General features: G+C 45.8%; 25 protein-coding genes and 1 riboswitch. Of the genes, 11 read left to right on the top strand and 14 right to left on the bottom strand.

The genetic code is table 11. The features are described 5' to 3' along the window. The first annotated feature begins 76 nt into the window (after positions 1 to 76). The 4 genes from J2Z65_RS08825 to J2Z65_RS08840 are packed head-to-tail and all read left to right on the top strand — an operon-like array spanning position 77 to position 5,154. The gene (locus J2Z65_RS08825; protein ID WP_167062424.1) at positions 77 to 1,039 is read left to right on the top strand and encodes an ABC transporter ATP-binding protein; all 963 of its coding nucleotides are present in this window, start codon (positions 77 to 79) and stop codon (positions 1,037 to 1,039) included. A gap of 39 nt (positions 1,040 to 1,078) precedes the next feature. Then, positions 1,079 to 2,173, top strand: a complete 1,095-nt coding sequence (locus J2Z65_RS08830) for an ABC transporter substrate-binding protein (protein ID WP_167062427.1) — start codon at positions 1,079 to 1,081, stop codon at positions 2,171 to 2,173. Positions 2,174 to 2,197: 24 nt separating this feature from the next. Next, positions 2,198 to 3,856 carry an ABC transporter permease gene (locus tag J2Z65_RS08835; RefSeq protein WP_167062430.1) on the top strand — a complete coding sequence of 553 codons (1,659 nt, stop codon included), beginning with the start codon at positions 2,198 to 2,200 and terminating at the stop codon, positions 3,854 to 3,856. After that, positions 3,853 to 5,154, top strand: a complete 1,302-nt coding sequence (locus J2Z65_RS08840) for an MBL fold metallo-hydrolase (protein WP_167062433.1) — start codon at positions 3,853 to 3,855, stop codon at positions 5,152 to 5,154. The genes J2Z65_RS08835 and J2Z65_RS08840 overlap by 4 nt, the downstream gene beginning before the upstream one ends. A gap of 1 nt (position 5,155) precedes the next feature. Here the strand turns inward: J2Z65_RS08840 and J2Z65_RS08845 are convergent, their stop codons facing one another. The 8 genes from J2Z65_RS08845 to J2Z65_RS08880 form a co-directional block, all read right to left on the bottom strand. Beyond that, positions 5,156 to 5,719 carry a 5' nucleotidase, NT5C type gene (locus J2Z65_RS08845; protein ID WP_167062436.1) on the bottom strand — a complete coding sequence of 188 codons (564 nt, stop codon included), beginning with the start codon at positions 5,717 to 5,719 and terminating at the stop codon, positions 5,156 to 5,158. 26 nt (positions 5,720 to 5,745) lie between these two features. Continuing rightward, positions 5,746 to 6,390, bottom strand: coding sequence for a pentapeptide repeat-containing protein (locus J2Z65_RS08850; RefSeq protein WP_167062439.1), 645 nt, complete (start codon positions 6,388 to 6,390; stop codon positions 5,746 to 5,748). Between the two features lie 34 nt (positions 6,391 to 6,424). Continuing rightward, entirely contained in the window at positions 6,425 to 7,033 is a 609-nt protein-coding gene (locus J2Z65_RS08855; protein ID WP_167062442.1) for a sigma-70 family RNA polymerase sigma factor, read from the bottom strand. A 374-nt stretch (positions 7,034 to 7,407) separates the two neighbouring features. Next, complete coding sequence (locus J2Z65_RS08860) at positions 7,408 to 8,151, bottom strand: TerC family protein (RefSeq protein WP_167062445.1); 744 nt, start codon at positions 8,149 to 8,151, stop codon at positions 7,408 to 7,410. Positions 8,152 to 8,179: 28 nt separating this feature from the next. Next, positions 8,180 to 9,424 (bottom strand): TerD family protein, encoded by a 1,245-nt coding sequence (locus J2Z65_RS08865; protein WP_167062448.1) that lies wholly within the window; start codon positions 9,422 to 9,424, stop codon positions 8,180 to 8,182. Positions 9,425 to 9,497: 73 nt separating this feature from the next. Beyond that, complete coding sequence (locus J2Z65_RS08870) at positions 9,498 to 10,085, bottom strand: TerD family protein (protein WP_167062451.1); 588 nt, start codon at positions 10,083 to 10,085, stop codon at positions 9,498 to 9,500. Positions 10,086 to 10,115: 30 nt separating this feature from the next. Then, positions 10,116 to 10,697 (bottom strand): TerD family protein, encoded by a 582-nt coding sequence (locus J2Z65_RS08875; RefSeq protein ID WP_167062454.1) that lies wholly within the window; start codon positions 10,695 to 10,697, stop codon positions 10,116 to 10,118. Positions 10,698 to 10,725: 28 nt separating this feature from the next. Continuing rightward, positions 10,726 to 11,325 carry a TerD family protein gene (locus J2Z65_RS08880; protein WP_167062457.1) on the bottom strand — a complete coding sequence of 200 codons (600 nt, stop codon included), beginning with the start codon at positions 11,323 to 11,325 and terminating at the stop codon, positions 10,726 to 10,728. 242 nt (positions 11,326 to 11,567) lie between these two features. Here J2Z65_RS08880 and J2Z65_RS08885 point away from each other — a divergent pair, with 242 nt between their 5' ends. From J2Z65_RS08885 to J2Z65_RS08905, 5 genes are read left to right on the top strand one after another with little or no spacing between them, the layout of a single operon-like run. After that, positions 11,568 to 13,085, top strand: a complete 1,518-nt coding sequence (locus tag J2Z65_RS08885; protein ID WP_167062460.1) for a spore germination protein — start codon at positions 11,568 to 11,570, stop codon at positions 13,083 to 13,085. Beyond that, positions 13,078 to 14,166, top strand: coding sequence for a GerAB/ArcD/ProY family transporter (locus tag J2Z65_RS08890; RefSeq protein WP_167062463.1), 1,089 nt, complete (start codon positions 13,078 to 13,080; stop codon positions 14,164 to 14,166). Before J2Z65_RS08885 ends, J2Z65_RS08890 begins: the two co-directional genes overlap by 8 nt. After that, a complete protein-coding gene (locus J2Z65_RS08895; protein WP_167062466.1) occupies positions 14,163 to 15,368 on the top strand; it encodes a Ger(x)C family spore germination protein in 1,206 nt (401 codons plus the stop codon). Before J2Z65_RS08890 ends, J2Z65_RS08895 begins: the two co-directional genes overlap by 4 nt. Before the next feature lie 4 nt (positions 15,369 to 15,372). Continuing rightward, entirely contained in the window at positions 15,373 to 15,600 is a 228-nt protein-coding gene (locus J2Z65_RS08900) for a hypothetical protein (protein WP_167062469.1), read from the top strand. Positions 15,601 to 15,616: 16 nt separating this feature from the next. Next, positions 15,617 to 16,693, top strand: a complete 1,077-nt coding sequence (locus J2Z65_RS08905) for a GerAB/ArcD/ProY family transporter (protein ID WP_167062472.1) — start codon at positions 15,617 to 15,619, stop codon at positions 16,691 to 16,693. 53 nt (positions 16,694 to 16,746) lie between these two features. Here the strand turns inward: J2Z65_RS08905 and J2Z65_RS08910 are convergent, their stop codons facing one another. Beyond that, the gene (locus J2Z65_RS08910; protein ID WP_167062475.1) at positions 16,747 to 17,415 is read right to left on the bottom strand and encodes a CAP domain-containing protein; all 669 of its coding nucleotides are present in this window, start codon (positions 17,413 to 17,415) and stop codon (positions 16,747 to 16,749) included. 3 nt (positions 17,416 to 17,418) lie between these two features. Next, positions 17,419 to 17,554: riboswitch (cyclic di-AMP (ydaO/yuaA leader) on the bottom strand. 235 nt (positions 17,555 to 17,789) lie between these two features. Here J2Z65_RS08910 and J2Z65_RS08915 point away from each other — a divergent pair. Next, on the top strand, positions 17,790 to 18,017 hold the full coding sequence (locus J2Z65_RS08915; RefSeq protein WP_167062479.1) for an alpha/beta-type small acid-soluble spore protein: 228 nt from the start codon (positions 17,790 to 17,792) through the stop codon (positions 18,015 to 18,017). An 89-nt stretch (positions 18,018 to 18,106) separates the two neighbouring features. On the opposite strand, the gene J2Z65_RS08920 is transcribed toward J2Z65_RS08915, so the two are convergent. Beyond that, entirely contained in the window at positions 18,107 to 18,952 is an 846-nt protein-coding gene (locus J2Z65_RS08920) for an ATP-dependent DNA ligase (protein ID WP_240159840.1), read from the bottom strand. A gap of 183 nt (positions 18,953 to 19,135) precedes the next feature. On the opposite strand from J2Z65_RS08920, the gene J2Z65_RS08925 reads away from it, so the two are divergent. Further along, positions 19,136 to 19,312 carry a hypothetical protein gene (locus J2Z65_RS08925; RefSeq protein ID WP_167062482.1) on the top strand — a complete coding sequence of 59 codons (177 nt, stop codon included), beginning with the start codon at positions 19,136 to 19,138 and terminating at the stop codon, positions 19,310 to 19,312. Positions 19,313 to 19,334: 22 nt separating this feature from the next. Here the strand turns inward: J2Z65_RS08925 and J2Z65_RS08930 are convergent, their stop codons facing one another. From J2Z65_RS08930 to J2Z65_RS08945, 4 genes are all read right to left on the bottom strand, one after another. Further along, entirely contained in the window at positions 19,335 to 19,646 is a 312-nt protein-coding gene (locus J2Z65_RS08930; RefSeq protein ID WP_167062485.1) for a hypothetical protein, read from the bottom strand. A gap of 132 nt (positions 19,647 to 19,778) precedes the next feature. Next, entirely contained in the window at positions 19,779 to 21,308 is a 1,530-nt protein-coding gene (locus J2Z65_RS08935; RefSeq protein WP_167062489.1) for an extracellular solute-binding protein, read from the bottom strand. 71 nt (positions 21,309 to 21,379) lie between these two features. Beyond that, positions 21,380 to 22,258: a carbohydrate ABC transporter permease gene (locus tag J2Z65_RS08940; RefSeq protein ID WP_167062493.1), complete on the bottom strand. Its 879-nt coding sequence runs from the start codon at positions 22,256 to 22,258 to the stop codon at positions 21,380 to 21,382. Positions 22,259 to 22,275: 17 nt separating this feature from the next. Next, entirely contained in the window at positions 22,276 to 23,133 is an 858-nt protein-coding gene (locus J2Z65_RS08945) for an ABC transporter permease (RefSeq protein WP_167062842.1), read from the bottom strand. Positions 23,134 to 23,272 lie beyond the last annotated feature (139 nt).

Here is a 23,272-nt window from a genome sequence, read left to right on the forward strand (position 1 = left end):
TACCTTAAGTTGATACTCCGCTGATTTTGTTCGCCTAAACTAAATTTGAGTTCCTAAGTACGGAAGGAAGCATGTGATGACTTTACAACTTCGCGGTATCAACAAATCCTTTGGCGCCTCGCCAGCGCTTAAAGACATTCAACTAACCCTGACGAAAGGGAAATTCACAACGTTATTAGGTCCATCTGGATGCGGCAAAACAACACTGCTCCGAATCATTGCAGGCCTTGAGTCTCCTGATGAAGGCGAAATCCACTTAGGTGATGTATGTCTTTTCTCCAAACAGCGTAGAGTGAATCGTCCTGTTCATCAACGAGATTTCGGTATGGTATTTCAAGACTTTGCGCTTTGGCCGCACTTGACGGTTCTGGAGAATGTTGCATTCGGGCTTAAAGCCAAGGGCGATACAGCCAACTGGCGTCAACGGGCAATGGAAGCCATTGATTTGGTTCAACTTTTGGGAATGGAAAAGCGATATCCCCATCAACTTTCCGGCGGTCAGCAGCAACGTGTCGCGCTTGCCCGAGCCATTGTTGTCCGCCCTCAGCTTGTCTTATTTGATGAGCCGATGAGCGCATTGGATGCACTTTTACGGGAAGAAATGCGCATCGAACTTATGAACCTGGTGCGTAATATCGGATTCACTGCGATTTATGTGACGCATGACCAAACGGAAGCTATGTCCATGTCAGATGAAATCGTCGTTATGCAAAGCGGGGTCATTTTGCAAAAAGACGTTCCTGAAGTTATTTATCGAAGGCCTGCTCACCCCTTTACGGCCCGCTTTATTGGCAAAACCAATTGGCTGGAAGCGGACAAGAGGCTCATTCGGCCTGAGCATATCCGATGGGAACGGTTGACGGACCAAGACCTTGTTTATTCGGGCGTGGTTCGATCTGTAAGCTATATGGGTGAGCGCTACGAAATCAACGTGGGCATTGGTGATCATGATGTTTGGATGGCTTATCATCCATCACGTCTGTCCATAGGTGAAAACGTAAAGCTGTATATCTCACAAGAGCAAATTCATGAACTGTAATGAGAAGTAAACAAACTTAAATGAGAGGGTGTATTTCCAATGAAAAACACAATAAAAAAAACGTTACAAACGAGTACTTTAGCCCTGATATCTGTTCTTGTAGGGGTGGGCTTAACAGCTTGCGGTACTGCTAGCAAATCTTCCAATGCAAGCCCATCTGCAGCTACTCCGTCTGCTTCGACGGCCGCCACTGCGACACCAACGCCTGAAGCCAAAAAGCTAAGCGGAAAAATCGTTGTATACAGTGCAGGCCCAGCTGATCTTGCAACAAAAATTCAAAAAGGCTTTCAGGCTAAAACAGGCGTGGAAGTGGAAATGTTTCAAGGTACAACCGGTAAAATCTTAGCGCGTATGGAAGCCGAGAAAGCCAATCCTGTCGTTGACGTTGTAGTACTGGCCTCTCTCCCCTCAGCTATTGGTATGACAAAAAGCGGATTAACGCTGCCTTTTAAAGAAGCCAAAAATGCTGACAAGCTAATATCTGATTACTCCGATAAAGAAGGTAATTATTTTAGCTACAGCCTATCGGCACTTGGTATTGCCTATAACACCAAAACCGTTACGATCCCTCCAAAAGAATGGAGTGATCTGACAAAACCAGAGTGGAAAGATAAAATCAATATTCCTGATCCCGCTCAGTCCGGTTCTGCACTCGATTTCATGACTGGCTATGCGAATAAAAACGGCGATTCCGCCTGGGACTTATTTGGTAAAGTCAAAGCGAATGGCGCTATTATTGCAGGAGCTAACCAAGAAGCTATGGATCCTGTTATTTCCGGAGCAAAAAGCATCGTGATGGCGAGCGTTGACTACATGACTTATGCGTCCAAAGCAAAGGGTGAACCTATCGATCTAATTTATCCGGCAAGCGGAACGGTCATTTCACCAAGACCTGCAATGATTATGAAAACGAGTAAAAACGTAGATAGCGCTAAAGCATTTATTGAATATCTGCTTTCAGACGAAGCTCAAAAAATGGTTACAGATTCTTACCTGCTTTCCGGCCGCAGCGATATCCAAGTACAAGGAAGAGTAAGCGCGAAAGACATTCCTGTTATTAAAGTCGACTGGAACTGGATGAATGATAATCAAGCCGGTGTCACACAGAAATTCACACAATTGTTCAAAAAGTAAGCTCCGGACGGGGATGACGACCACATGACTTTCAAACGCACAGGGACGTTCCTAGCATTGCTGCTACTAGCGGTGCTGGTCGTCCTTCCTCTTTTAATTATATTTTTCAAAAGTGTTTGGGTGAAAGGCTCACTCGACTTATTGGCTCCCATAAGAGTTGTGCTTGAGAAAGATTTGACGGGTGTATTCAGCCATTCCTTGATGCTCGGGGTATGGGTTGTTGTAGGATCTTCTTTGCTTGCACTACCGCTAGCTTGGATCATGGCCAAAACGCCTCTCCGCAAGCATCGCTGGCTGGATATCGTCCTGCTCATTCCTTTCATGACTCCGCCGTATATCGGCTCTATGGGATGGATTTTATTTATGCAGCCGCGCGGCTATCTCGAACAATTATTCTCAGGTGCAACCTGGATAAGCAGCCATTTCTTTAGTTTATTCGGGATGGTTACGATCATGAGCCTCCATTTGTTTCCGTTTCTGTATTTGATTCTGCGGGGTGCAATTCTCCAAATTGGCAGTAACAAAGAAGAGGCTGCCGCCGTGCACGGAGCAAGCTTTTTGTATTCACTTCGACGCGTCATGCTGCCTCTTGTTTTCTCTAGCTATGTGATGGGCGCACTGCTCATCTTCGTCAAAACATTAGCCGAATTCGGTACACCCGCTACATTCGGCAGACGCATCGGTTATTTCGTGTTAACTACCGAAATCCAAGCATCTATCTCCAGTTGGCCGGTAGATTTCGGTAAAGCAACGTCGTTAGCATCGCTATTGCTGCTGGCTTGTCTTGTCCTTTGGTACATACAGTCCGTAGTTGTACGCCGGAATTCTTATAACCTTGTCAGCGGCAAAGGCTCTCGCGACAAAGTCGTGGGTTACCTAGGCTGGCAGCGTGCGCTAGCTTGGCTCTACGTGACTCTGCTTCTCGCCACATCCATCGGCATCCCGTATTTCTCCATCATTTCAGCTTCGCTGATGAAGCTTCGAGGAGGCGGGCTGGCGTGGAACAACCTGACGCTGCTTCATTACGGCGAGCTGTTGAAATGGGGCTCACCGAGCATGAAAGCGCTGATGAACAGCCTGGGTCTCGCCGTGTTCGCCGCCTGCTTAGCAGCCGTGCTTGGCACATGGTTCGCCTTAACGATAGGCCGCGCCAAACGAATGCCGCAGCGCATAACCGATATGTTCAGCCTGCTGCCGAACACAGTGCCTGATATGGTCCTAGTCGTTGGACTCATTATGTTATGGAATGCTCCTTGGATGCCGCTGCATCTCTACAACACCTACGGCATGGTCGTCCTCACTTACGCAGTGTTCTTCCTGCCGTATACCGTGCAATACGTCAAGGCGCGCAACGGCCAGCTGGATGAATCCTTGCGGCAAGCCGGCCAAGTCTTCGGCGGACAGCCCTGGTACGTGTTTCGACGTATTATCCTGCCCCTGCTGCTGCCGGGTATTATCGCCGGCTGGATGATGACCTTCACCATCTCGCTTAGAGAGCTTGTCGCCTCTCTGATGGTGCTGCCGCCGTCAATGCAAACGTCGGCCACCTATATTTTCGCTCAATTTGAGCAAGGTCAAATCTCGCTCGGCATGGCGATGGCCGTCGTTTCTGTCGGTCTAACAACCGTGCTGCTGCTTATCGTGAACAACATGAATACGAACAGAAAGTGGAATGTGGAATGATGCAATTGAACGTATGGGGCGGTGCCGGTGAACACGGCCGCTCCTGTTATTGGATTGGGAATGAACAGACAAGTATTTTACTCGATTGTGGCGTGAAACGTGAGGGATGTGGAGCATATCCGTTGATCGATCCTACCAGGGTCGCGGAATTGGACGCTGTTTTTCTTTCTCATGCACATGAGGATCACTCCATCGCAATCCCTTTGCTATATAAACTAGGTTATTCCGGCAAAGTATGGACAACCCGAATAACGGCTCAGCAGCTTCCCGCTTATTATGCCGCTTGGGGGAATTACGTCAAACAGCAAGGCGGCCAACTCCCATATGATGAAACGGATATCAATCGTATCCAATTTGCGTACATCGAAGACGAGGCTCCGCCTCAGCAATGGATCGAACTATCCCCTACGCTTCGTATTTATTGGGGGCGAAGCGGACATATGTTGGGTTCGGTATGGCTGCTTATAGAAATAGAAGGAAAACGGTTATTCTACTCAGGAGATTACAGTGAAGACGGCCTACTGCTAGAGACCGATACAACAAAAGATATTACGAACGGAGCTATTGTTCTAGATGGTGCGATTATCGATTCAGCTTATAGTACCGATATGGAGTATCAATTAGATAAATTGGAGAAGCTTTTCTCTGCAGCCGAAAGGATTCTAAATGACGACGGTCAGCTACTGCTGCCCGTACCTGTTTGTGGCCGAGGGCAGGATCTGCTGCTGCTTATGAGAGATCGTTTCCCTGAAACGCCGATCCGAGTCGAATCAGAGCTTATTCAAACGATGGAGCTTATGCTTGAGCACCCTATTTGGCTGAAACCAGGCATTGAAAGTAGCATCACAGAGGCATTAAGCAGCGGCCGTTTTGAAGTGATCCAAAGCGAAGATCAACGTCTGCAACGATTAACCGAGGATTTGGCCCTTTCCCGGGCAGCCATCTGGTTTACGAGTGATGGGATGATGCAGTCTTCCAAATCCCAGTGGTATTACGAGAAGCTGCGCCGGAAATCAACCAATGGCATCCTTCTGACCGGGCATGTCGCTATGGGAACGACAGGGCAGCGGCTGCTAGCTATGAGCGATGAAGAGCGCGGATGCCAGATTCAATTGATTCGTTACAAGATCCATCAGGGCATGCCCGACGTACGTAAAATGACTCAATCGTTGAAAAGCCATTTTAAACTTCTTGTTCATGCACCAAAAAAAGAAACAGATGCCCTGCTTAAGCAGCTGGCATCTGAAGGTATCGATCATTTACTTTCTATTCAACCTGGTGACACGGTGAATCTATAATTTACGATTTCAGCTCTTCCAGCAGTTGTTCCCAGGATGTTATCCGAGGCAAATCAAGCTGCTGATTATAAGACCGGTCTTTCACATATGCTTTCACTGGTAATTGAGATAAGGTCTCGAGTACAGCAGGCTTATCATCGAAATAGTAGTCCAGCTCTAATTCCTCGATAATATGCACTTTCTCGGTATCACTCATCCCGCAGAAAAAGTGACCATCCGTAACGGGAAATCCATTGTGGATAAGCCAATCTCTCGTCCGTTCCGTATGCTCTTTCGCTCTTGCCGTAATATAGTAAACCTCGTGGCCTTGCTTAACTAGCTCATGTAAGATTTCACGTGCATGTGGGAAGGGAGCACAGTCCGAGTAGTAGATATCATCACGGAGGCTCGTCCAGAGCTTCCCTCCCTCTTCTTTAGTCAGCCCGAATGCTTCGTGTATTTCCATCGTGGTTAAAGCATGGAACACATCCAAACTAATATTTTGATTCAATTTTCGATTGTAAATATGAAAAGCATGTTCTCTTAAATTAATAAGTGTATCATCAATATCAAAACCAAATTTCACGGCTGCCTCCTCATTTCACTGTTGCCCTATTCCTTTAGTATAAGCCCAAAGAGACTTGCAAATACAGAAGCTTGTCCTCTCGAAATGATGCAACCGCGCAATTCCTCTACACCTACACCCAGACTGGTGAAATCACAGGAACTGATATCGATCCCTGTCAGCTTGGCGCCCGTGAATTGAGCTCGATCCAGCTTACAAGTTTCAAAATAAACCTTCTGCAGCGTTGTCTCATAGAAATCGGCACTCAAGAGCGAACACTCTTGAAACGCAATTTGTCTGAAATTGGCCATGCGAAAATTGACATAATCCCCCAAGCAGGAATCAAAAAGAACATTTCGGATCGTTGCCCCTGTCATATCCATTCCAATAATTTTGCAATTTCTGAATTCAGTTCTGTGAATCGTAGCTTCACCAAAATCTACATTTGATAAATCACATTTTTCAAAAATAACATCGGTCAGTTCAATGTCTTTCATAGCAATTCGCGTAAAGGTTACATTTCGAAAAATAATCTTATCAAAAGCAACTTTCGAGGCTTTCTGATTATCAATCGTACAATCGCTTATAATTCCTGTATGAAAGCTATCTTCCGAATTCATCCCTTCATCGGGAAGTGAAATTACCGGTAACTCTTTCGGCATTTTTGGTACTTCAATTTTAGAAGTGCTCATTAGGTTACTCCTCTGTCTGCTAGAATGAATATGTTTAAAAAATAATAACCGAAGTAAGGCTTTGCAGCATGAAGAATAGTGAACCCCATTTACGCTTGATGTAGTTCCGGCCCCGAAACAGCCTTGTTTTGATCGTTGTAACCGGTAAGTTCACTTCTTTACTAATGTCTTCTAATGACATATCTAGAAAGTACTTATATACGATCAAAGTTTTATATTTATCCGGCAGATCGCGAATCATTTGCTCTACTTGTTCGGCAGTTTCTTGCTCAATTAATTGAAGTTCAGGTGTTTTCTCATGGCTGGTCAGCTTATCATAAAAAGGCAGCGCATCCTGAAACGGATGTGGATTCGTATCCATAGACAGCTCCGATTTCTTTTTGCGTAAAAAATCAATGGTCACGTTCTTACCAATGCTAAAAATCCAGGTAGAGAAATTTTTGCTCGCGTCAAAACGATGTGAGTGCTGAAACGCCCGAAGAAACGTCTCCTGTACGACATCCTCCGAATCCGATTTATTACGCAGCATTCGAAAAGCTAATCGGTAAATCTTGTCCTTATACAGCTCAAGCAGTCGGTTAAATGCTTTGGAATCCCCTTGAGACCACATTGTTGCAAGCTGGCTATCGCTTAGTTGCAGCATGTTACAGCTCCTTTTTCTTAACTACCGTCTTTTCTACTCTATCTTATATTCTACCAAATCGGATCAAAAAAAAGAAACCTTAACAGGTTTCATAGGTGACTATTTTTCGATAAATTTGGACACAGATTCCGCTTTTTCAGAGGCTGTAACGACAATGAGCACGACGATGATTCCAAAAAGTATAATACCGCCTATCATCATGCTGTGCACCTTCTTTGAATAAATTGATCACCTTATTCAAAGATATGATGGGCAGCTTAATTTATTCTCCTTTTAATCGCCCGTGTCAAGAAGTCACATAGTTACAGTATCTCAATCCATTTCCTTCCCCTTCGAAATAAAAAATCCCTCCGTAGAGGAGGGATTTGTATGAACTAATTCGTAGATTCTGATTTGTTTTTATTGCGCAGCAGACTGAGAACAATCGTACCGACAAATAAAACAATAATCACGGAGAAGAAAAGTACATGGGAGACTTCGAAACCAAAAGCGCCTGCAATCATCTTAAGACCGATAATGATAATAAGAATGAAGGCCGTTCTTTCCAATTCCGGAATTTTGTCGATCAGCTTTAAGAAGACTTGGGCCACGCCTCTCATCATAAGTACTCCCAGGATACCTCCAAGGAACAACACCCAAACCTTCTCACTGACGCCAAACGCAGCAAGCACGCTGTCCACACTAAATGCAATATCCATTACTTCTACCGCTAATACCGTACGCCAGAAGGAAAGACCTTTATTTTTAACTTCGCCGTTCTCGTCTTCTTCATGCTTCTTGAAAAAGAGATTGCTGATCGCGATCCAGAGAAGATACGCACCACCAAGGACTTTAATCCATGTAATTTGGACTAAGAAAGTACCCACGCCAATCGCTACAAATCTAAAAATATAGGCACCGATAAGTCCGTAAAATAAAGCTTTTTTCTGCTGTTCCTTAGGTAAATGTTTAACCATAACTGCGAGTACTAACGCATTATCAGCGGATAGCAAACCTTCTAAAATAACAAGTGTACCGATAATCCCCCAGTTTACGGGATCTGTTAGCGTTTCTGAAAGCACTTCCCAGCTAAAAAAGCTAAGAAAATTATTTACAAAACTATGAAAAAAATCTGTCATGCCTTGACCCTCCTGTAATATCCCCTAATTATTTACTGCCTGTAACCCATCTCATACCCCATCCGAATGCTTCATCGAGCTGTTTATGTCCGGAGAAGTACTGGACAAGCCGTTCGATACTGAAAGTTTCGTTATTCTGATTACGAATAAGGGCTATGGCACACATGCCTTGACGATTGTCATGCTCGTTCAATTTCACCTCGATGTCAGGTCCGCCATCCTGTTTAATGGACACAACGCCATCGGCCTCAGACCAAGTCGTTGCCCCCTGGTAAATGAACGTGAAGACAAGAATTCGTTCAAATTCTGAAAGCTTATTTCCATTAATCCGGATATTTTCTCCGGTTTTCACAGAGCCTGTCCGATCATCGCCGTCTAAAGAGATGAAGGGCGTGCTGCTCAAAGAACCGAACCGGTTGCCAAGCGCCTGGATAACGCCTTTCTCGCCGTTCTTCAATTCGTATAGGCATGCCAGATCCAGATCAATGCTTTTGCTTTTCCCGAAAAATCCATTGGCACTCTTCTGATTCCAATTGAGATTAATCAGTATTTCCCCGAGTCGACCTGGCGGCTTCTTCTCCAAAGAAATGCGATCACCCTTCTTTTTCAATTCAATCTTGTTTAGATTGATTGGACGTGGAGGGATGAGCGGGGGTTTACTCGCTTCGGGAGTAGGCGTAATCTTTGGCATCGGTTTTGGGACTGAACTTGCTGTTGGTTCATCCTTAACCTCAATTCCAAAATTACCGCATAGCGCTTTAAGTCCGCCGGAGAAGCCAGATCCAATCGCGCTAAATTTCCACTCGGCGCCATATCTATATAATTCTCCTACAACAATAGCTGTTTCAACGGAGAAGTGATTTCCCAGTTCATATCGCAGCATATCTTGCCCAGAGCTCGGATGAAAAATCCGTATATACGCCTGATTTACTTGGCTGAACTGCTGCTTAAGCTTCTCACCCTCATGGATGGTAAGTGTAATTGCAATCTTCTCAACACGTGCCGGCACGCTCGAAAGCTGAACCGAAAACTGCTTCTTATCTCGCCCCTCAGAGGGTTGATGGATGAAATTCACACCGCTTTGGGTGGGATTATTGTAAAACACAAGTTGCTCGTCGTTATCTACCTTCCCATTGGCGCCTAACAAGAATGCGGATGTATCCAGATCCAGATTCGCTGGAGCATTCCATCCAAGTCCAATACCGAGCTGAGTTAGTCCCGGATTTGACTTTGTCACATCGGCCTTCTGGCCTTTGACCAATGATATGTGCATGAGGGCAGTACCTGTCCCTTCCGTCATTCAATTGAAGGGTGATGCTGTACCAGCACCACCCCATTTCATTCAATTACTGGGCATCCAGTCCATAATTTTTGCATAGCGCTTGAAGTCCACCCTGGAAGCCGCTTCCAACCGCTTGGAACTTCCATTCCTGACCTTGGCTGTCCCGGTAAAGTTCACAAATGACAACCGCAGTTTCAATCGAGAAATCTTCACCTAAATCATACCGCAAAATCTCCCTGTTTGTCATTTCATCTACAAGACGAACGAATGCATTGGAGACTTGTCCGAAATTCTGATTGCGGCTAACAGCATCGTGGATCGTAACAGCAATACCGACACGGTGGATATGCGCTGGTATTTTCGAGAAGTCGACTTTAATTTGCTCGTCGTCCCCATCTCCGTCACCCGTCCGATTATCTCCCGTATGCTGCACCGAACCATTGGCTCCAACCAAATTGTTATAAAAGATAAAATCCTCAATATCTTTGGCTTTGTTATCTGCATGAAGCAGAAAAGCCGAAGCATCTAAGTCAAAAGAATGACCACCAGAGTATTTATTCGTGTCCCAGCCTAAACCGATGATCGCCTTCGCTAAACCGGGATTTGATTTGGTTAAGTCAATCCGTTGACCTTTGGACAAGCTGATTGTCATATCTGCAACTCCTTAGCGTTTATTCAACGATTAATTGGTTTGTAAGCCATAATCGCGCGCTAGTCCAGCAAGACCGTCTTTGTAGCCGCTGCCGATAGCGCTGAATTTCCATTCTCCGCTGTGACGGTACAATTCACCGATAACAACGCCTGTTTCAATGGAGAAATCTTCGCCAAGGTCGTAACGAATCAATTCAGCGCCCGTGCCTTCGTTAAGAATACGAACATACGCATTCGACACTTGTCCGAAGTTTTGGCTTCTTGCAACTGCATCATGAATTGTGATACAGAAAGCGATTTTTTCTGTTTCAGCTGGGATTGCGTTAAGGTCGACGCTCACTTGCTCGTCATCCCCATCTCCTGCGCCTGTACGATTGTCGCCGTTATGAACTACGGAGCCATTCGCATTTTTGGGATTGTTATAGAAAATGAAATCGGATTCGGAACTTACTTTGCCAGTTGCATTCGCGCAAAAAATGGAAGCATCCAGATCGAAGTCCTTACCGCCATCGTATTTGTTCGTGTCCCATCCTAGGCCAACAACCACTTTCGTTAAGCCTGGGTTTGTTTTTGTCAAATCTACTTTTTGACCTTTAGATAATGAAATCGCCATGGATAATGACCTCGCTTTATTTAGTGGTTTATGTGTAGCGCTTAACTAATTGACCAATTGTCGTATCGGAGCTGCCTTCACCAATCGCATTGAATTTCCATTCACCGCTATGACGATATATTTCACCAACGATAAGGGAAGTCCTTCCTGCATAGCTATCAGTTAAATTAAATTTAACCAATTCTTGTTTATTGGAGTCATTCAAAATTCGAATATAGGCGGATTGAATGAGACCGAAATCCTGCTTTCTATTAACGCAATCGTAGATATTTACGACAAAAATGATTTTGCTAACATCCGCCGGCACTTGATTCAAGTTAATCGAAATTTGCTCATCATCGCCATCGCCTTCACCTGTACGGTTATCTCCAGAGTGAACGACTGAACCATCAGGACTTTGTAAATTCGCGAAGTACACGACATTTTTCTCTTTTGTTAATTTACCATTAGCATCCAATAAAATAACAGAAGCGTCGCAATCAATCTCCACGGATGTTTTTTTCGTTCCAAAAAAGCCCTTCTTCTCAATCACGGCAGGATCCCAGCCAAGACCTACAACCACCTTGGAGAGACCAGCATTGCCTTTTGTTAAATCGATTTTTTGACCTTTGACCAAATTGATAGTCAATCAGGTCACCTCCTTCACAGCTTGTTTTGAAGAACACTCTTTACTTTGATACGGATGAGTGCCCATCGCGTTTCACAAGTTTCGATTAATTTTTTGTGCATGCTACATATTTTTACTTCTATGAACAATTTTATCCAAAATTCGCTAAAACTTAAGTTCATTCTATCCCCGATCTCATTGGTTTAGCAACCGCCTTATTTGGACAAACAGATAATTATCACAACTAAGGAGCGTTCTTATGGATGCAAGTTTGTCGAATTCATTTGGAAGCTGTTTCCTCCTCACTCGATGATAACCTTCGAACTCTTCAGGTTATTTATTATAAATGCAAAGACGTCAATTTCCACGATTTCATCATCGGAGGAACGACAAAAGCGCTCGTCATTTATATCGAAGGGATGGTCAATCTTGAAGCATTGGATCGAAGCGTCCTAACCCCGTTATTGGGCGAGTCAATAGAAGAATGGAACTATACGGAAAAAGAATTATCATCGATTATTTCCATTTCAGATGTCAAGGAGATTTCGACATTTTCAGACGTGATCGCTCATCTTTCCAAAGGAAATGTCGGGCTTTTTATCGACGGACTCCCCGTGGGATATTCGCTCGGACTTGCCCAATGGGAAAAGAGAAGCATTGAAGAACCCTCCGCAGAGTCCATTATCCGCGGTCCGCGTGAGGGATTTACCGAAACCATGTCCGTTAACACAGCCATGCTTCGCAGAAAAATTAAGAGCCCCTCCCTTAAAATGGTGTCAAACAACATAGGAAAGCATACACGCACAGAAGTCGTCATTATTTACATGGAAGGCATCGCCAATGAGAAGCTCATCGAGGAAGTCGAAAAACGGATCGCCGAGATCGAGGTCGACGGCATTCTGGAAAGCGGCTATATCGAGGGCTTAATTGAGGATCATCCGTTTTCACCATTCCCGCAAATTCAAGTGACGGAACGTCCAGATGTGGTTTGTGCCGCACTTTTGGAAGGACGCACCTCCATTTTAGTTGACGGGACGCCTTTTGCCTTGATTGCGCCGGCAACGCTGTTCTCCCTTTTGCAATCGCCCGAGGACTATTATCAAAGATTTATTATCGGCACCCTTATCCGGTGGCTGCGCTATTTGTTTTTTTTCATTACGCTTTTACTTCCATCTTTGTATGTGGCTATTTTGACCTATCATCAAGAGATGGTTCCGACATCCCTTTTGCTCAGCATCGCGAAATCCAGAGAAGATATTCCGTTTCCCGCACTGGTTGAAGCGCTACTCATGGAAGTTTCTTTCGAAGCGCTACGCGAAGCCGGCGTCCGGCTCCCCAAGCAGGTCGGTGCTGCTGTAAGTATCGTGGGAGCGCTCGTCATCGGACAGGCAGCAACATCAGCGGGCTTGGTATCGGCTCCGATGGTTATGGTGGTAGCGATCACAGGCATCGCCTCCTTTATGATGCCGCAATACTCCACAGGAATTGCCTTGCGTATGCTCCGATTCCCTATCATGTTTTTATCGGGAATATTGGGGCTGTTGGGGCTCATGCTTGGATTCATTGTCATTGTCATCCATCTTTCCTCACTGCGGTCACTTGGCGTCCCCTACCTTCAGCCGCTTGCACCGCTTAAAGAGAATGAGCTGAAAGATGTGCTCGTTCGTGCTCCGATCTGGTCGATGAGGACCCGCCTTAAATTAACCGGAAGAAACAATCGAACACGACAGCCATCAGGACAAAAACCAGAACCGCCCAAAGGGGATGACACTCATGATTGAGAAAGGAAGAATCTCCCCCTTTCAATTAGCTATCCTCATGCATCCGACTGTCGTGGCAACAGCTGCCTTATCGGTTCCCTCCATCACTATGAAAACCGCCGGCATTGATATGTGGATGACGCCTATCATTGCGGCATTAGTTGGGATTTTGACAGTTGTTGTCATGTATCGCCTGTATATGAAGTTTCCGGATTTCACCTTTATCCAATATACAGAGTCCATTCTAGGCATATATGCAGGGAAAGCGCTCTCCGGCTTTTTCATCCTATCCTTTATCTTCACGAATGGCATCATTTTGCGTGAATACGGGGAGTTTGTAATCGGAAGCTTTCTTCAAGAAACGCCGATGGCCCTCGTCATTTTTTGTATGGTGGCTGTATGTGCATATGCCTTGTATGCAGGGATCGAAGTGCTCGCCAGAGTCTCGCAAATCCTTGTGCCTGCGGCAGTACTCATTATCTTTACGATGTTAGTTTTGATGATACCCGATCTTCATCCGAAAGAAATGTTTCCTATCCTAGGAGACGGCCTGCTCCCTCCACTTGTGGGATCACTTGTGCCTTCTTCTTGGTTTTCTCAGTTTTTTCTGTTGTCGTTTCTTTATCCTCTTCTGAACAACAAACAATATGTTTTGCGCTGGAGCTTCATCAGTGTTGGCATCGTGATGATCACATTGTTAGCGATCAACTTGACCATTTTATTGATATTCGGATCGCTTGCTACCCAGTTCTACTACGCTTTTCTCATTGCCGTACGCTATATTTCCATCGCCGATTTTCTAGAGCATGTGGAATCGCTGCTTATGGCCATTTGGATCATTGGAATGTTCGTCAAAGTAGCGCTGCTCTACTATGCTACTGTTCTTGGCACGGCTCAGTGGTTGGGGCTTTCTGATTACCGGCCTCTAATCATTCCGATCGGCTTCCTCATTTCGCTGTTCAGCTTTTGGGTCTCTCCAAACTTTGAGGGGCTGATGCATGCTTTAGGAACAACCATTCCTTTTTTGGCTCTGATCGTGCAGCTCGGTATTCCGACTATGCTTCTAATTGTGGCTGCTTTCAGAAAGGGGCAACCCGGATGAATGCCATGACGAAGCTGGCTTTAACAGCCAGTGTCCTCTCCTTGCTGCTGACTGGCTGCTGGGATCGGACGGAAGTTAACGATTTGGCGCTCGTCACCGGGGCCGCCATTGATAAATATGACGATACTTCGATCGAATTGACGTTACAAATTTTTATTCCGAGAGGTCCCGGGGGCGGCGGGGGCGGATTAGAAAACAGCAACAAAGGAGGGAGCACTCAAACCTCCCTTGTTAAATCCGCAATTGGCGTGAATATTGCTGACGCGGTTTCCAAGTTGCAGGAGAAAATGCCGCGCAAAATTTTCTGGGGACATACGGAAATTATTATTTTCGGAGAAGCTGTAGCTCGAAGAGGAATTCGAGACGACATCGATTATTTGATGAGAGCGCCTCAGCCGAGAGAGCGGGCTTTTATGTATGTTTGCAAGGGGAGCGCGCGGCAAATTCTCGAGATGAACACAAGGGTGGAACGCAATTCCTCTGAGACCATGAGGGAAATTGGCAAGAGCAAAATCATACTTAGTGTCACGATAGTGGATTTTGCACAAATGCTGGCCAATCAATCCGGCGCTGCCGCACTGCCATTTATTGAGCTTTTACAGCCAACCACCGCTAAAAATCACGACCAAACCGAAAGCTTCATTAATCAGACGGCCGTGTTCAAAGACGATAAAATGGTCGGCAGCATCGATGACCCAACGACACGCGGCCTGCTTTGGCTGAGAGATGAGATTAAAACAGCCGTTGTCACCGTGACACCAGCCGGCACCAGTGGAAACGTCTCACTTCGGCTTCTGAAGAGCCAAACGAAGCTGAAGCCGCTCATTGAGAACGGCAAGTGGAAGATGAACGTCTGGATTCATACGGAAGACGATGCGCTGCAAAATACGACTGAGCTCGATCTGGTCTCCGATCCCGAAGCCGTTAAAAAGGTGGAAGCAGCCATGGATTTAGATATCGAACGACGTGTTGGGGAAGCCTTGCACAAGGTGCAGCAGGTCTTAAAGGCAGATATTCTTGATTTCTCTGGGGAATTCCACCGCGCCTACCCGCAAGAATGGAGACAAAACCAAAAGCGCTGGAACGAGATCTTCCCGAACGTTGAGGTCACTGTGCAGTCTGACGCCAAAATGCTGCGTCCCGGATTATCCAGCGTCAAATCCTCTAAACCCGAAGAGGAAAGAGTAAAGGAAGTGGATTGAAGAAATGACACCCAAGGATATTCCCATGTACATGGTGGCATGCTTGTTAATTACCCTCTTTCAGTGGTTTCGGTTAAAAAAAGCACCGAAAAGAGAGCGGGTGGCTTATGTCTCGATCATAGCCCTATGTTGGATTCTAGCCATCTCACTCGTGATGTATCCTGGCCTGCCGGGCCCGACACAGTTAGTGAATGTTATTTTCCAGCCGTTTGGTAAACTGTTAGATCATTAAAGGAGCTTTTGTGGACATGCGGATCAGCGGCAAACAACTATTCTGGATGATATTGACGATGCAGCTCGGCATGACACTGTTGCTGACCATTAATCCAGCCATCCAGACAGCGAAACAAGACGCATGGCTTTCAACCGTTTGCGCAACCGGGATAGGCGTATTTATCGCGTTTGTTTGCTCGCGGTTAAGCCAGCTTTATCCGGGACAAACCCTTATTGATTTTTGCAAGAGCTTATTCGGCCGATACATCGGATATTTGGTCATATTTGTCTACTTCATCCTCTGGTACAGTGTGCTTGCCATCATACTTAGGCAGTACTCAGAGTTCATCGCCGCCACCATTCTTCCGAGAACACCTATCATTGTCTCGATTCTGGGCATGCTTCTCGTTGCAGTCTATGTAACCTTCTCAGGCATAGAGGTAATTGCCAGATGCTGCGAGATTTTGGGGCCTATTACCCTGCTCGGCATTGCGATTCCCCTACTCCTGAGCCTAAAAAATATTCACGTTAGCAACCTTCTTCCCATTTATGTGGATGCCGGTGCGATGACGATCTTGAAGGGTGCTCTTCCAACCTCAACGTTTCTTGGGGATTGCATCCTTCTTCTCGTCGTCATGGGCTTTATTGCGAAGCCCAAAACAGGAATGAAGCCTGCTCTACTCGGGGTAGCCGCAGCAGGTTTGTTAACCAGCGTTTCGACTTTCTTAATCGTTTCCGTCTTTGGATACCGTTCAGCTTCAGGCCAAACCTATCCTTACTTTAATTTGATTCGTTATATTTCTTATTTCAATTTTTTCCAAAATTTGGACTCCTTTGTTATCGCTATTTGGATCATTAGTGTTTTCACAAAAGTCTCTCTCTACTTTTTCGTCTGCACGTATGGAACAGCTCAATGCTTCGGCCTTCAAAAATGGCGGCGAATGATATGGTTCGTAGCACCGATGGTGGTGCTGCTCGCCTTGATTCCACGAGACTTTATGGATAGTTCAGTATTTTTTCCGCAAAAAATCGCAATACCATATATGTTCCCTCTCCAAATGCTCAGCTTGCCGCTGCTGATGTGGGGGATCGCGAAATGGAAACATAAATAAAGCCCTTGGAGTTCCCATTTCTGGGAAATCTCAAGGACTGCAATTTCAGTCTGTTAGTTGCTGATAAATTCCTGCACCCACTCGCCATTATAATAGGCAACGCCTATCTTCGTGTAGTTGGGGCTCAAAATATTTTGTCGGTGGCCTGTGCTGTTCATCCAAGCTTTCATGACGTCATCTGGCGTAGGTTGACCTTTGGCAATATTCTCACCAGCATAGGAATAACGAATGCCATAAGAGCTCATCATATCAAAAGGTGACCCATAGGTCGGCGACGTATGATCAAAATAGCCGTTGTTGTACATATCTTTGGCTTTGTCCAAAGCCATAGCTGTCAGAGCGCTATCACTCGTTAACGCTTTAAGCCCTGCTTTTGCCCGTTCCTGATTAACTAAGGTTACAACTTGGCCGGTAAAGGCCGATTGGGCTGGCGCAGTCGGTGCTGGTGCAGATGGTGTTGGTGCTTGGGAACCGCCCGTGCTGCCGATACCGCCAGGAATGTTCAACTTCATTCCCGACCAAATCACGTTTGGATTCGCTACCTGAGGATTTGCTTGAATCAAAGATGTGAGGCTCACGCCGTATTTCTGGGAGATCAACCACATGGTATCGTTGCCTGACACCGTGTACGTTGCTGATGCGGCCATAGCCGCGCTAGAGCTCATAAGGACGCTCAATCCAATGGCGCCTGTAACCACTAACTTTTTGTATCGTTTAAACATAAAACCTCTCCTTTTTGCGGCCTGCGAGGTTAGCTGCCGGATTCGGGTCAAAGAGTAATCACCCGGCCGCTTAGATAGCGGCTTCACCCCAAAGAGTGGTTCCCCCGTGCTTCCTAAGAAGCTTCGGCCTTCTAAGTTTTTTGATCCAAAACGGATCTTTCCGATTGTAACACGTGATATTGTTGAAAACATGACTTAAAATTTTCCAACCCAATTTGAAAGCGCATACAAATTAACCTCACATCCTTTATTTATCTCAGAAAAATCCAACGAAACCGAGCTTTCTAGCCTATAAAAATATTTTCCAAAAAAAGTGAATAAAAAACCATAATTTCCACAAAATACTCATACACCAAATAAAGGAGTGAATCCAGATGGCTAGCAGTAGAAGCAGCAATTCCTTAGTTGTGCAACAAGCAAGATCAGCTCTTGAGCAAATGAAATATGAAGTCGCGCAGGAGCTAGGTATTCAGATTCCTCAAGACGGATATTACGGCTACATGGCTACTCGTGATACCGGTGCAATCGGCGGCAACATTACGAGAAGATTGATTCAAATTGCCGAGCAGCAGTTGAGCGGCGGCAGCAACTTCAGACGCTAGAAGACTGAGTTGCACGCAAACGCAAGACAAAGCAAAAAGACTGTACCACCACTTCCTCCTTGGTGATCCAGTCTTTTTTGTTTTCATTTTCACATCACAAATTCCAGAAAAACCGGCGAACGAAGCCTCCCGTTTTTCGTCCAGTTCCTTGTCTTGATTTTCGCCATAAGCCGTGGTTCCATATAAGCAAAATGGTTGTCTTCTTTGAAGACTAACCGACGTTTGACTCCATCCAGCGCCTTTTGATGCATAGCCGTTACCCCTGTCTCAATCACCCCAACCGGGATCTTGGATCCGTTAGCTGAATCAATCGAGGCTAGTAAAGCAAAATTGTTTTTCCGATAACCGGAAATGTACACATCCGCATACGTCCAGTTGATCACCTTTTGCCACTGCCTGGAGCGTTTGTTGACTTCGTACTTGAAATTCTCTTGCTTCGATTTCAGCACGATGCCCTCAAGCCCGCGTTGGCAAATTTGCTCAAAGTAATCAACGGCTTTGCCCTCATGCATCTTCACTCTTTTGTAATTAGCATTTTCGATGAAAGCTTGGTCGAGCAGTTCCTTACGTTTAAGCAAGGATAGTCCGGTGACATCAATTCCCTTGTATTTTAAAATATCAAATGCGTAAAATATAACAGGTGTTTTGTCTGTCTGCGATAAAAATCTGGCTGACATCGCTTCGAAATCCGGTTTATCTTGATCATCCAAAATAACTAATTCACCATCAAGTATCGTTCCTTCTGGCAGTGGACACTGAAACAACTCAGGAAATTTATGAGTAACCAGCAAGTTGTCTTTTGTATATACATAGAGTTTGTCCATATTTGAAAGAATACATCTAAGACCATCTAATTTCAGTTCTGCCACAAGATGTTTGCTGTTATAAGGCCTATTATTTTTGGCATCTTGCAGAAGCATAGGAGAAATAAACATGTGAAATCACCCTACGTTAGATGATACTGTACAGTTATTCATCTGCCTATAGGAACTTGGAGGAAATCGAGCGCTGTTTGCTCCATTTTCGACAAAACCTGTTGTAAATGTCCTCTACAAAGCGACAATCAAATTAACAAATCCCGTTTATAATGTGAGTAGATGAATGGGAGGGATGTTCGCATGGACAAGCTGTTTATCAAGAGATTACATACTTTGAATCGTCGCGACGAACTGAGATCAATGCTGCTAATCGAAGGTATTAAACTCACTCTCAAACGAAAAAAAGAAATGGGCTTGTTTTACAGATTTTTTCATAAAAGCAAAAAGAAAACCACTGTCGCCAAAGGATGGAACTGAACATCAGAATGATCTTTGACCATTAAGTAAGATTGGTAAATAGAAAGAATCCACCCAAAGGCAGAATCCATAATAGCGGTATGCAGTTCCAGATGAGCGCTGCCTTGTGCCTCCGGCGGGAGAACATCATCCAACCCGCGACGAGCGCGGTTAACAGACCAACTGGATACAGCAGGATTGCGATGAAAAAGAGCCAGGTTGTTACTTTACCAGCCGCATCCGGGGTGTCGAACATCATCACGGACATTCCGGCGATAAACAGCCATAAGAGTATAAATAGGATGTACACGAGTTGCGTTAAAATTAATGTCCAAAGCGTTGCTTTACGGTTCATGGATTTTCCTCAATTCTACTTTGTATGATTCTATTTAATAGAATGACTGTATCCCGTGTCAATAACAAACAAAGGTCCATCCCGAAGTAGAAAATCTACTTGCAGGATGGACCTTTTCAGCCTTGCGCCACTTTACTTCCCGCTCTTCGCATATTGCGCGCTGAACTCCTCGATGACTTTGTCGCCTCCGGCTTTTCTCCACTGCTCAATGGCTTGCTTCCAGCCAGCCTCATCGATTTTACCTAAGATGAATTTCGTCCGGGCATCATCAATGATCGGCTTCAGCTCACTACCTTTGGTCGTTTGCGTCTCAGAGACGAGCGGATTCGTCGGGTTATTGACCGCGATCGTCTCGTTCTCCTTGATCATTTTGCCGTATTTCTCCATAAGCGGCGTTTCTTTACCTGTCGTTTTCGCCGTATACTTGGCGACTTGGAGCTGCAGATAGCTGGAGCCGACTTCGGTGTCCTGCAGCTTTTGATCAATAAATACCGGTTTGCCGTCTTCCATCTTGTAGTGTTTGCCCTCAATGCCCCAACCCAGCAAATCCAGCATCTTCTGATCGGATATTTTATCATAGAAGCCAAGAATTTGCTTCAGTTCCGCCTCGGTCTTAACGCTTGATTTCGGGAACATAAACACGCTGTTATAGCCTACTCCGCCAGGCAATCTCTCGCCTTTCGGCCCTTTGAGCCGGGAGACGACATCCACATCCGCGCCTGGGAATGATTTGGAAAGAGATGCCTGGTAGCCCGCTCCGTCAATCATATTCGAGATAACCGCACCAGCCTTGCCTTGGTTGATATCGTCTTTCTTCTGCTGATTATTAAGGACTGGGAAGTCCTGCTTAATGAGCTTCTCATCGTACAGCTTTTTATAAAATTTCATCGCTTCAAAGTACTCCGGCGTTACAAAGTCCGGGCTTAATTTGCCGTCCTTCACTTCCCATGCGTTCGGAGCGCCCATTATAGAAGCTACGACGCCGAAGCCGTCCATCGTTTTCTCCTCAGTCAACCCGACTGTGTCCGCTTTGCCATTTTTATCCGGATCGTTAAGTGTAAACGCTTTTAAAACATTATATAAATCATCTAGTGTTTTCGGTTCGCTTAAACCTACGTTTTTCAACCAATCGCTGCGGAAAATGACCCCATAGGTTGACAAGTCGCGGGCGCGGTACAAGCCGTAAATTTTGCCATCCACTTTAATGTTGTCGAAGACCGATTGATTCATTTTGGACAGGTTCGGATAGTCTTTGAGGTATGGCCCCACTTCCCAAAACACGCCGGCACGCACAGCGCTCAAAATATTGGAATCCTTGTTGTTCTGCACAAGCAGCGCCTTCGGTAGCTCCCCGGAAGCAATCGTGACATTGACCTTTTCCTTGTAGGAAGAGTTGGGAACCCAGGAAATGTCCAATTTCGTGTTTGTGTAAGCTTCGATCTGCTTCTGCACTTCGCTGTCCGCTTTCGGCGGCTCCGCGTACATAAGCGTCATGACGCTCAGCTTCAAGGGCTCCTTGCTGGCAGACGTACTGCTTGTACCCGCGTTGCCCCCTGCAGCCGGATTCGCTTCATTACCGCAACCGGCAAGCAGCGCAGCAGCGCCTACCATCATTCCCATCGCAGCCAAGCCGCTTTTTCTCATTCCCGCATGTTTTCTCATTGTGGCAATGCCTCCCCATAGTCTTATTTTATATGAATGCTTCCCAATCACAATAGTTTTCGGGAGCCTGTTCAACCTTTGACGGAACCGATCATGACCCCTTTGGCAAAATGCTTCTGGAGAAACGGATAGACTAGCAAAATCGGCACCGTTGAGATGACAATGACCGCCATCTTAATAATTTGCGACGGAGGCGCAATGTAATTTTGATCAAACTGGGTCGAATCGCCGATCCCGCCTTGCGATAAAATGACGATTTGCCTCAGCCATACTTGAATCGGCCACATTTTCGAATCGTTGATGTACATGATCGCGTTGAAAAAGGTGTTCCAGTGCCCCACGGCATAGAACAAAGCAAACGTAGCCAGCACCGGCGCCGATAACGGCAAAACGATCCGGAAAAGCAAGCCCACATCGCTGCAGCCGTCAATTTTCGCCGCTTCCTCCAGGCCCTCCGGCAGCTGCCGGAAAAAGCTCACAACGACGATGAGATTAAATGCACTGATCGCATTGGGAATGAGCAGCGACCAGTAGCTGTTCAGCATGCCAAGCGCCTTAACGACAAGGAACGTCGGCAGAATCCCCCCGTGAAACAGCATGGTGAACACGATCATCATCATAAACAGCTTTCTTCCTTCAAAATCCTGCCTCGAGAGCGGATATGCGAGCAGAGACGTAAACAAAAGATTAATAAATGTACCGACCACCGTAATGCCGATCGTGACGAATAAGCTGTTCACAATCGTTTGCGTTGAAAAAATGTAACGGTATCCTTCCAGCGAGAAGGAAGTAGGAAACAAGATGAATCCCCGTCTGAGCACCTCTTCCGGCTCCGCGAATGAAACCGAAATAATGTAGATGAACGGCAGCAGCGTTACCAGGGCAAACAAAACCAGAAACGTATAATTGAAGCCGTCAAAGATGCGGCTGCCTATGCTTTTGTTGATCATTACGCACCATTCCCTCCTTAATACAGGCCGCTTTCGCCGAATTTTTTGGCCAATCGATTGGCGCCAACCACCAGCACCAGCCCGATGATCGACTTAAACAATCCGACAGCCGTACTGTAGCTGAACTGGCCTTGCTGAATCCCGACGTTGTAAACGTACGTATCGAACACTTCGCCTACCTCGCGGTTCATGGCGTTCAGCATTAAGAAGATCTGTTCAAAGCCGGTATCCAGGAATGACCCCAGCCGAAGAATAAACAAAATAACAATAACGCTGCGGATCGCAGGAAGCGTAATATGCCACAATTGACGAAAACGGTTCGCGCCATCGATTCTTGCTGCTTCATACAACTGCGGGTCCACCCCAGCCAGCGCTGCTAGGAAAATAATCGTTCCCCAGCCTGTTTCCTTCCATACCACCTGCGAAACGATCATCGTCCGAAACCACTCGCTTGAGATGAGAAACTCCATTTTCGGCAGGCCCAAAGAAACGAACAGATCGTTAACGATGCCTCCTTCCGTCGTGAAAAAGATGTAGGAGATCCCAACCACAACCACCCAGGATACGAAGTGGGGAATGTAGACAATGGTTTGAATGCTGCGTTTGAAAACTTCTCTGCGCACTTCATTCAGGAGCAAGGCCAGAATGATGGGCAGCGGGAAGAAAAAGACCAGATTATACACAGCGAGAATGATCGTATTCTTGAAGAGCATCGCAAACGATGCATCGAAAAAGAACCTTTCAAAATGCTTGAAGCCCACCCATTTGCTGTGCAGCATACCCAAGGCTGGCTGGTAATCCTGAAACGAAATCAGCAGCCCCCACATGGGAAAATAACGAAAAATAATAAAGTAGAGCATGCCTGGGAGCGCCATTGCATACAGCCATTTGTTTTTAAGCAAACGGCTGATCCTCTTGCTGGCCTTACTCCTCGCAGCGGTATCCGCTTTTACCGGTCTGGAAGTCAGTTCCACGTTTGACTCGTCCTCCTCGTTTGTATTGACAGCGCTAGCA

This window comes from Paenibacillus aceris, assembly GCF_017874035.1.
Lineage (GTDB): Bacteria > Bacillota > Bacilli > Paenibacillales > NBRC-103111 > Paenibacillus_E > Paenibacillus_E aceris.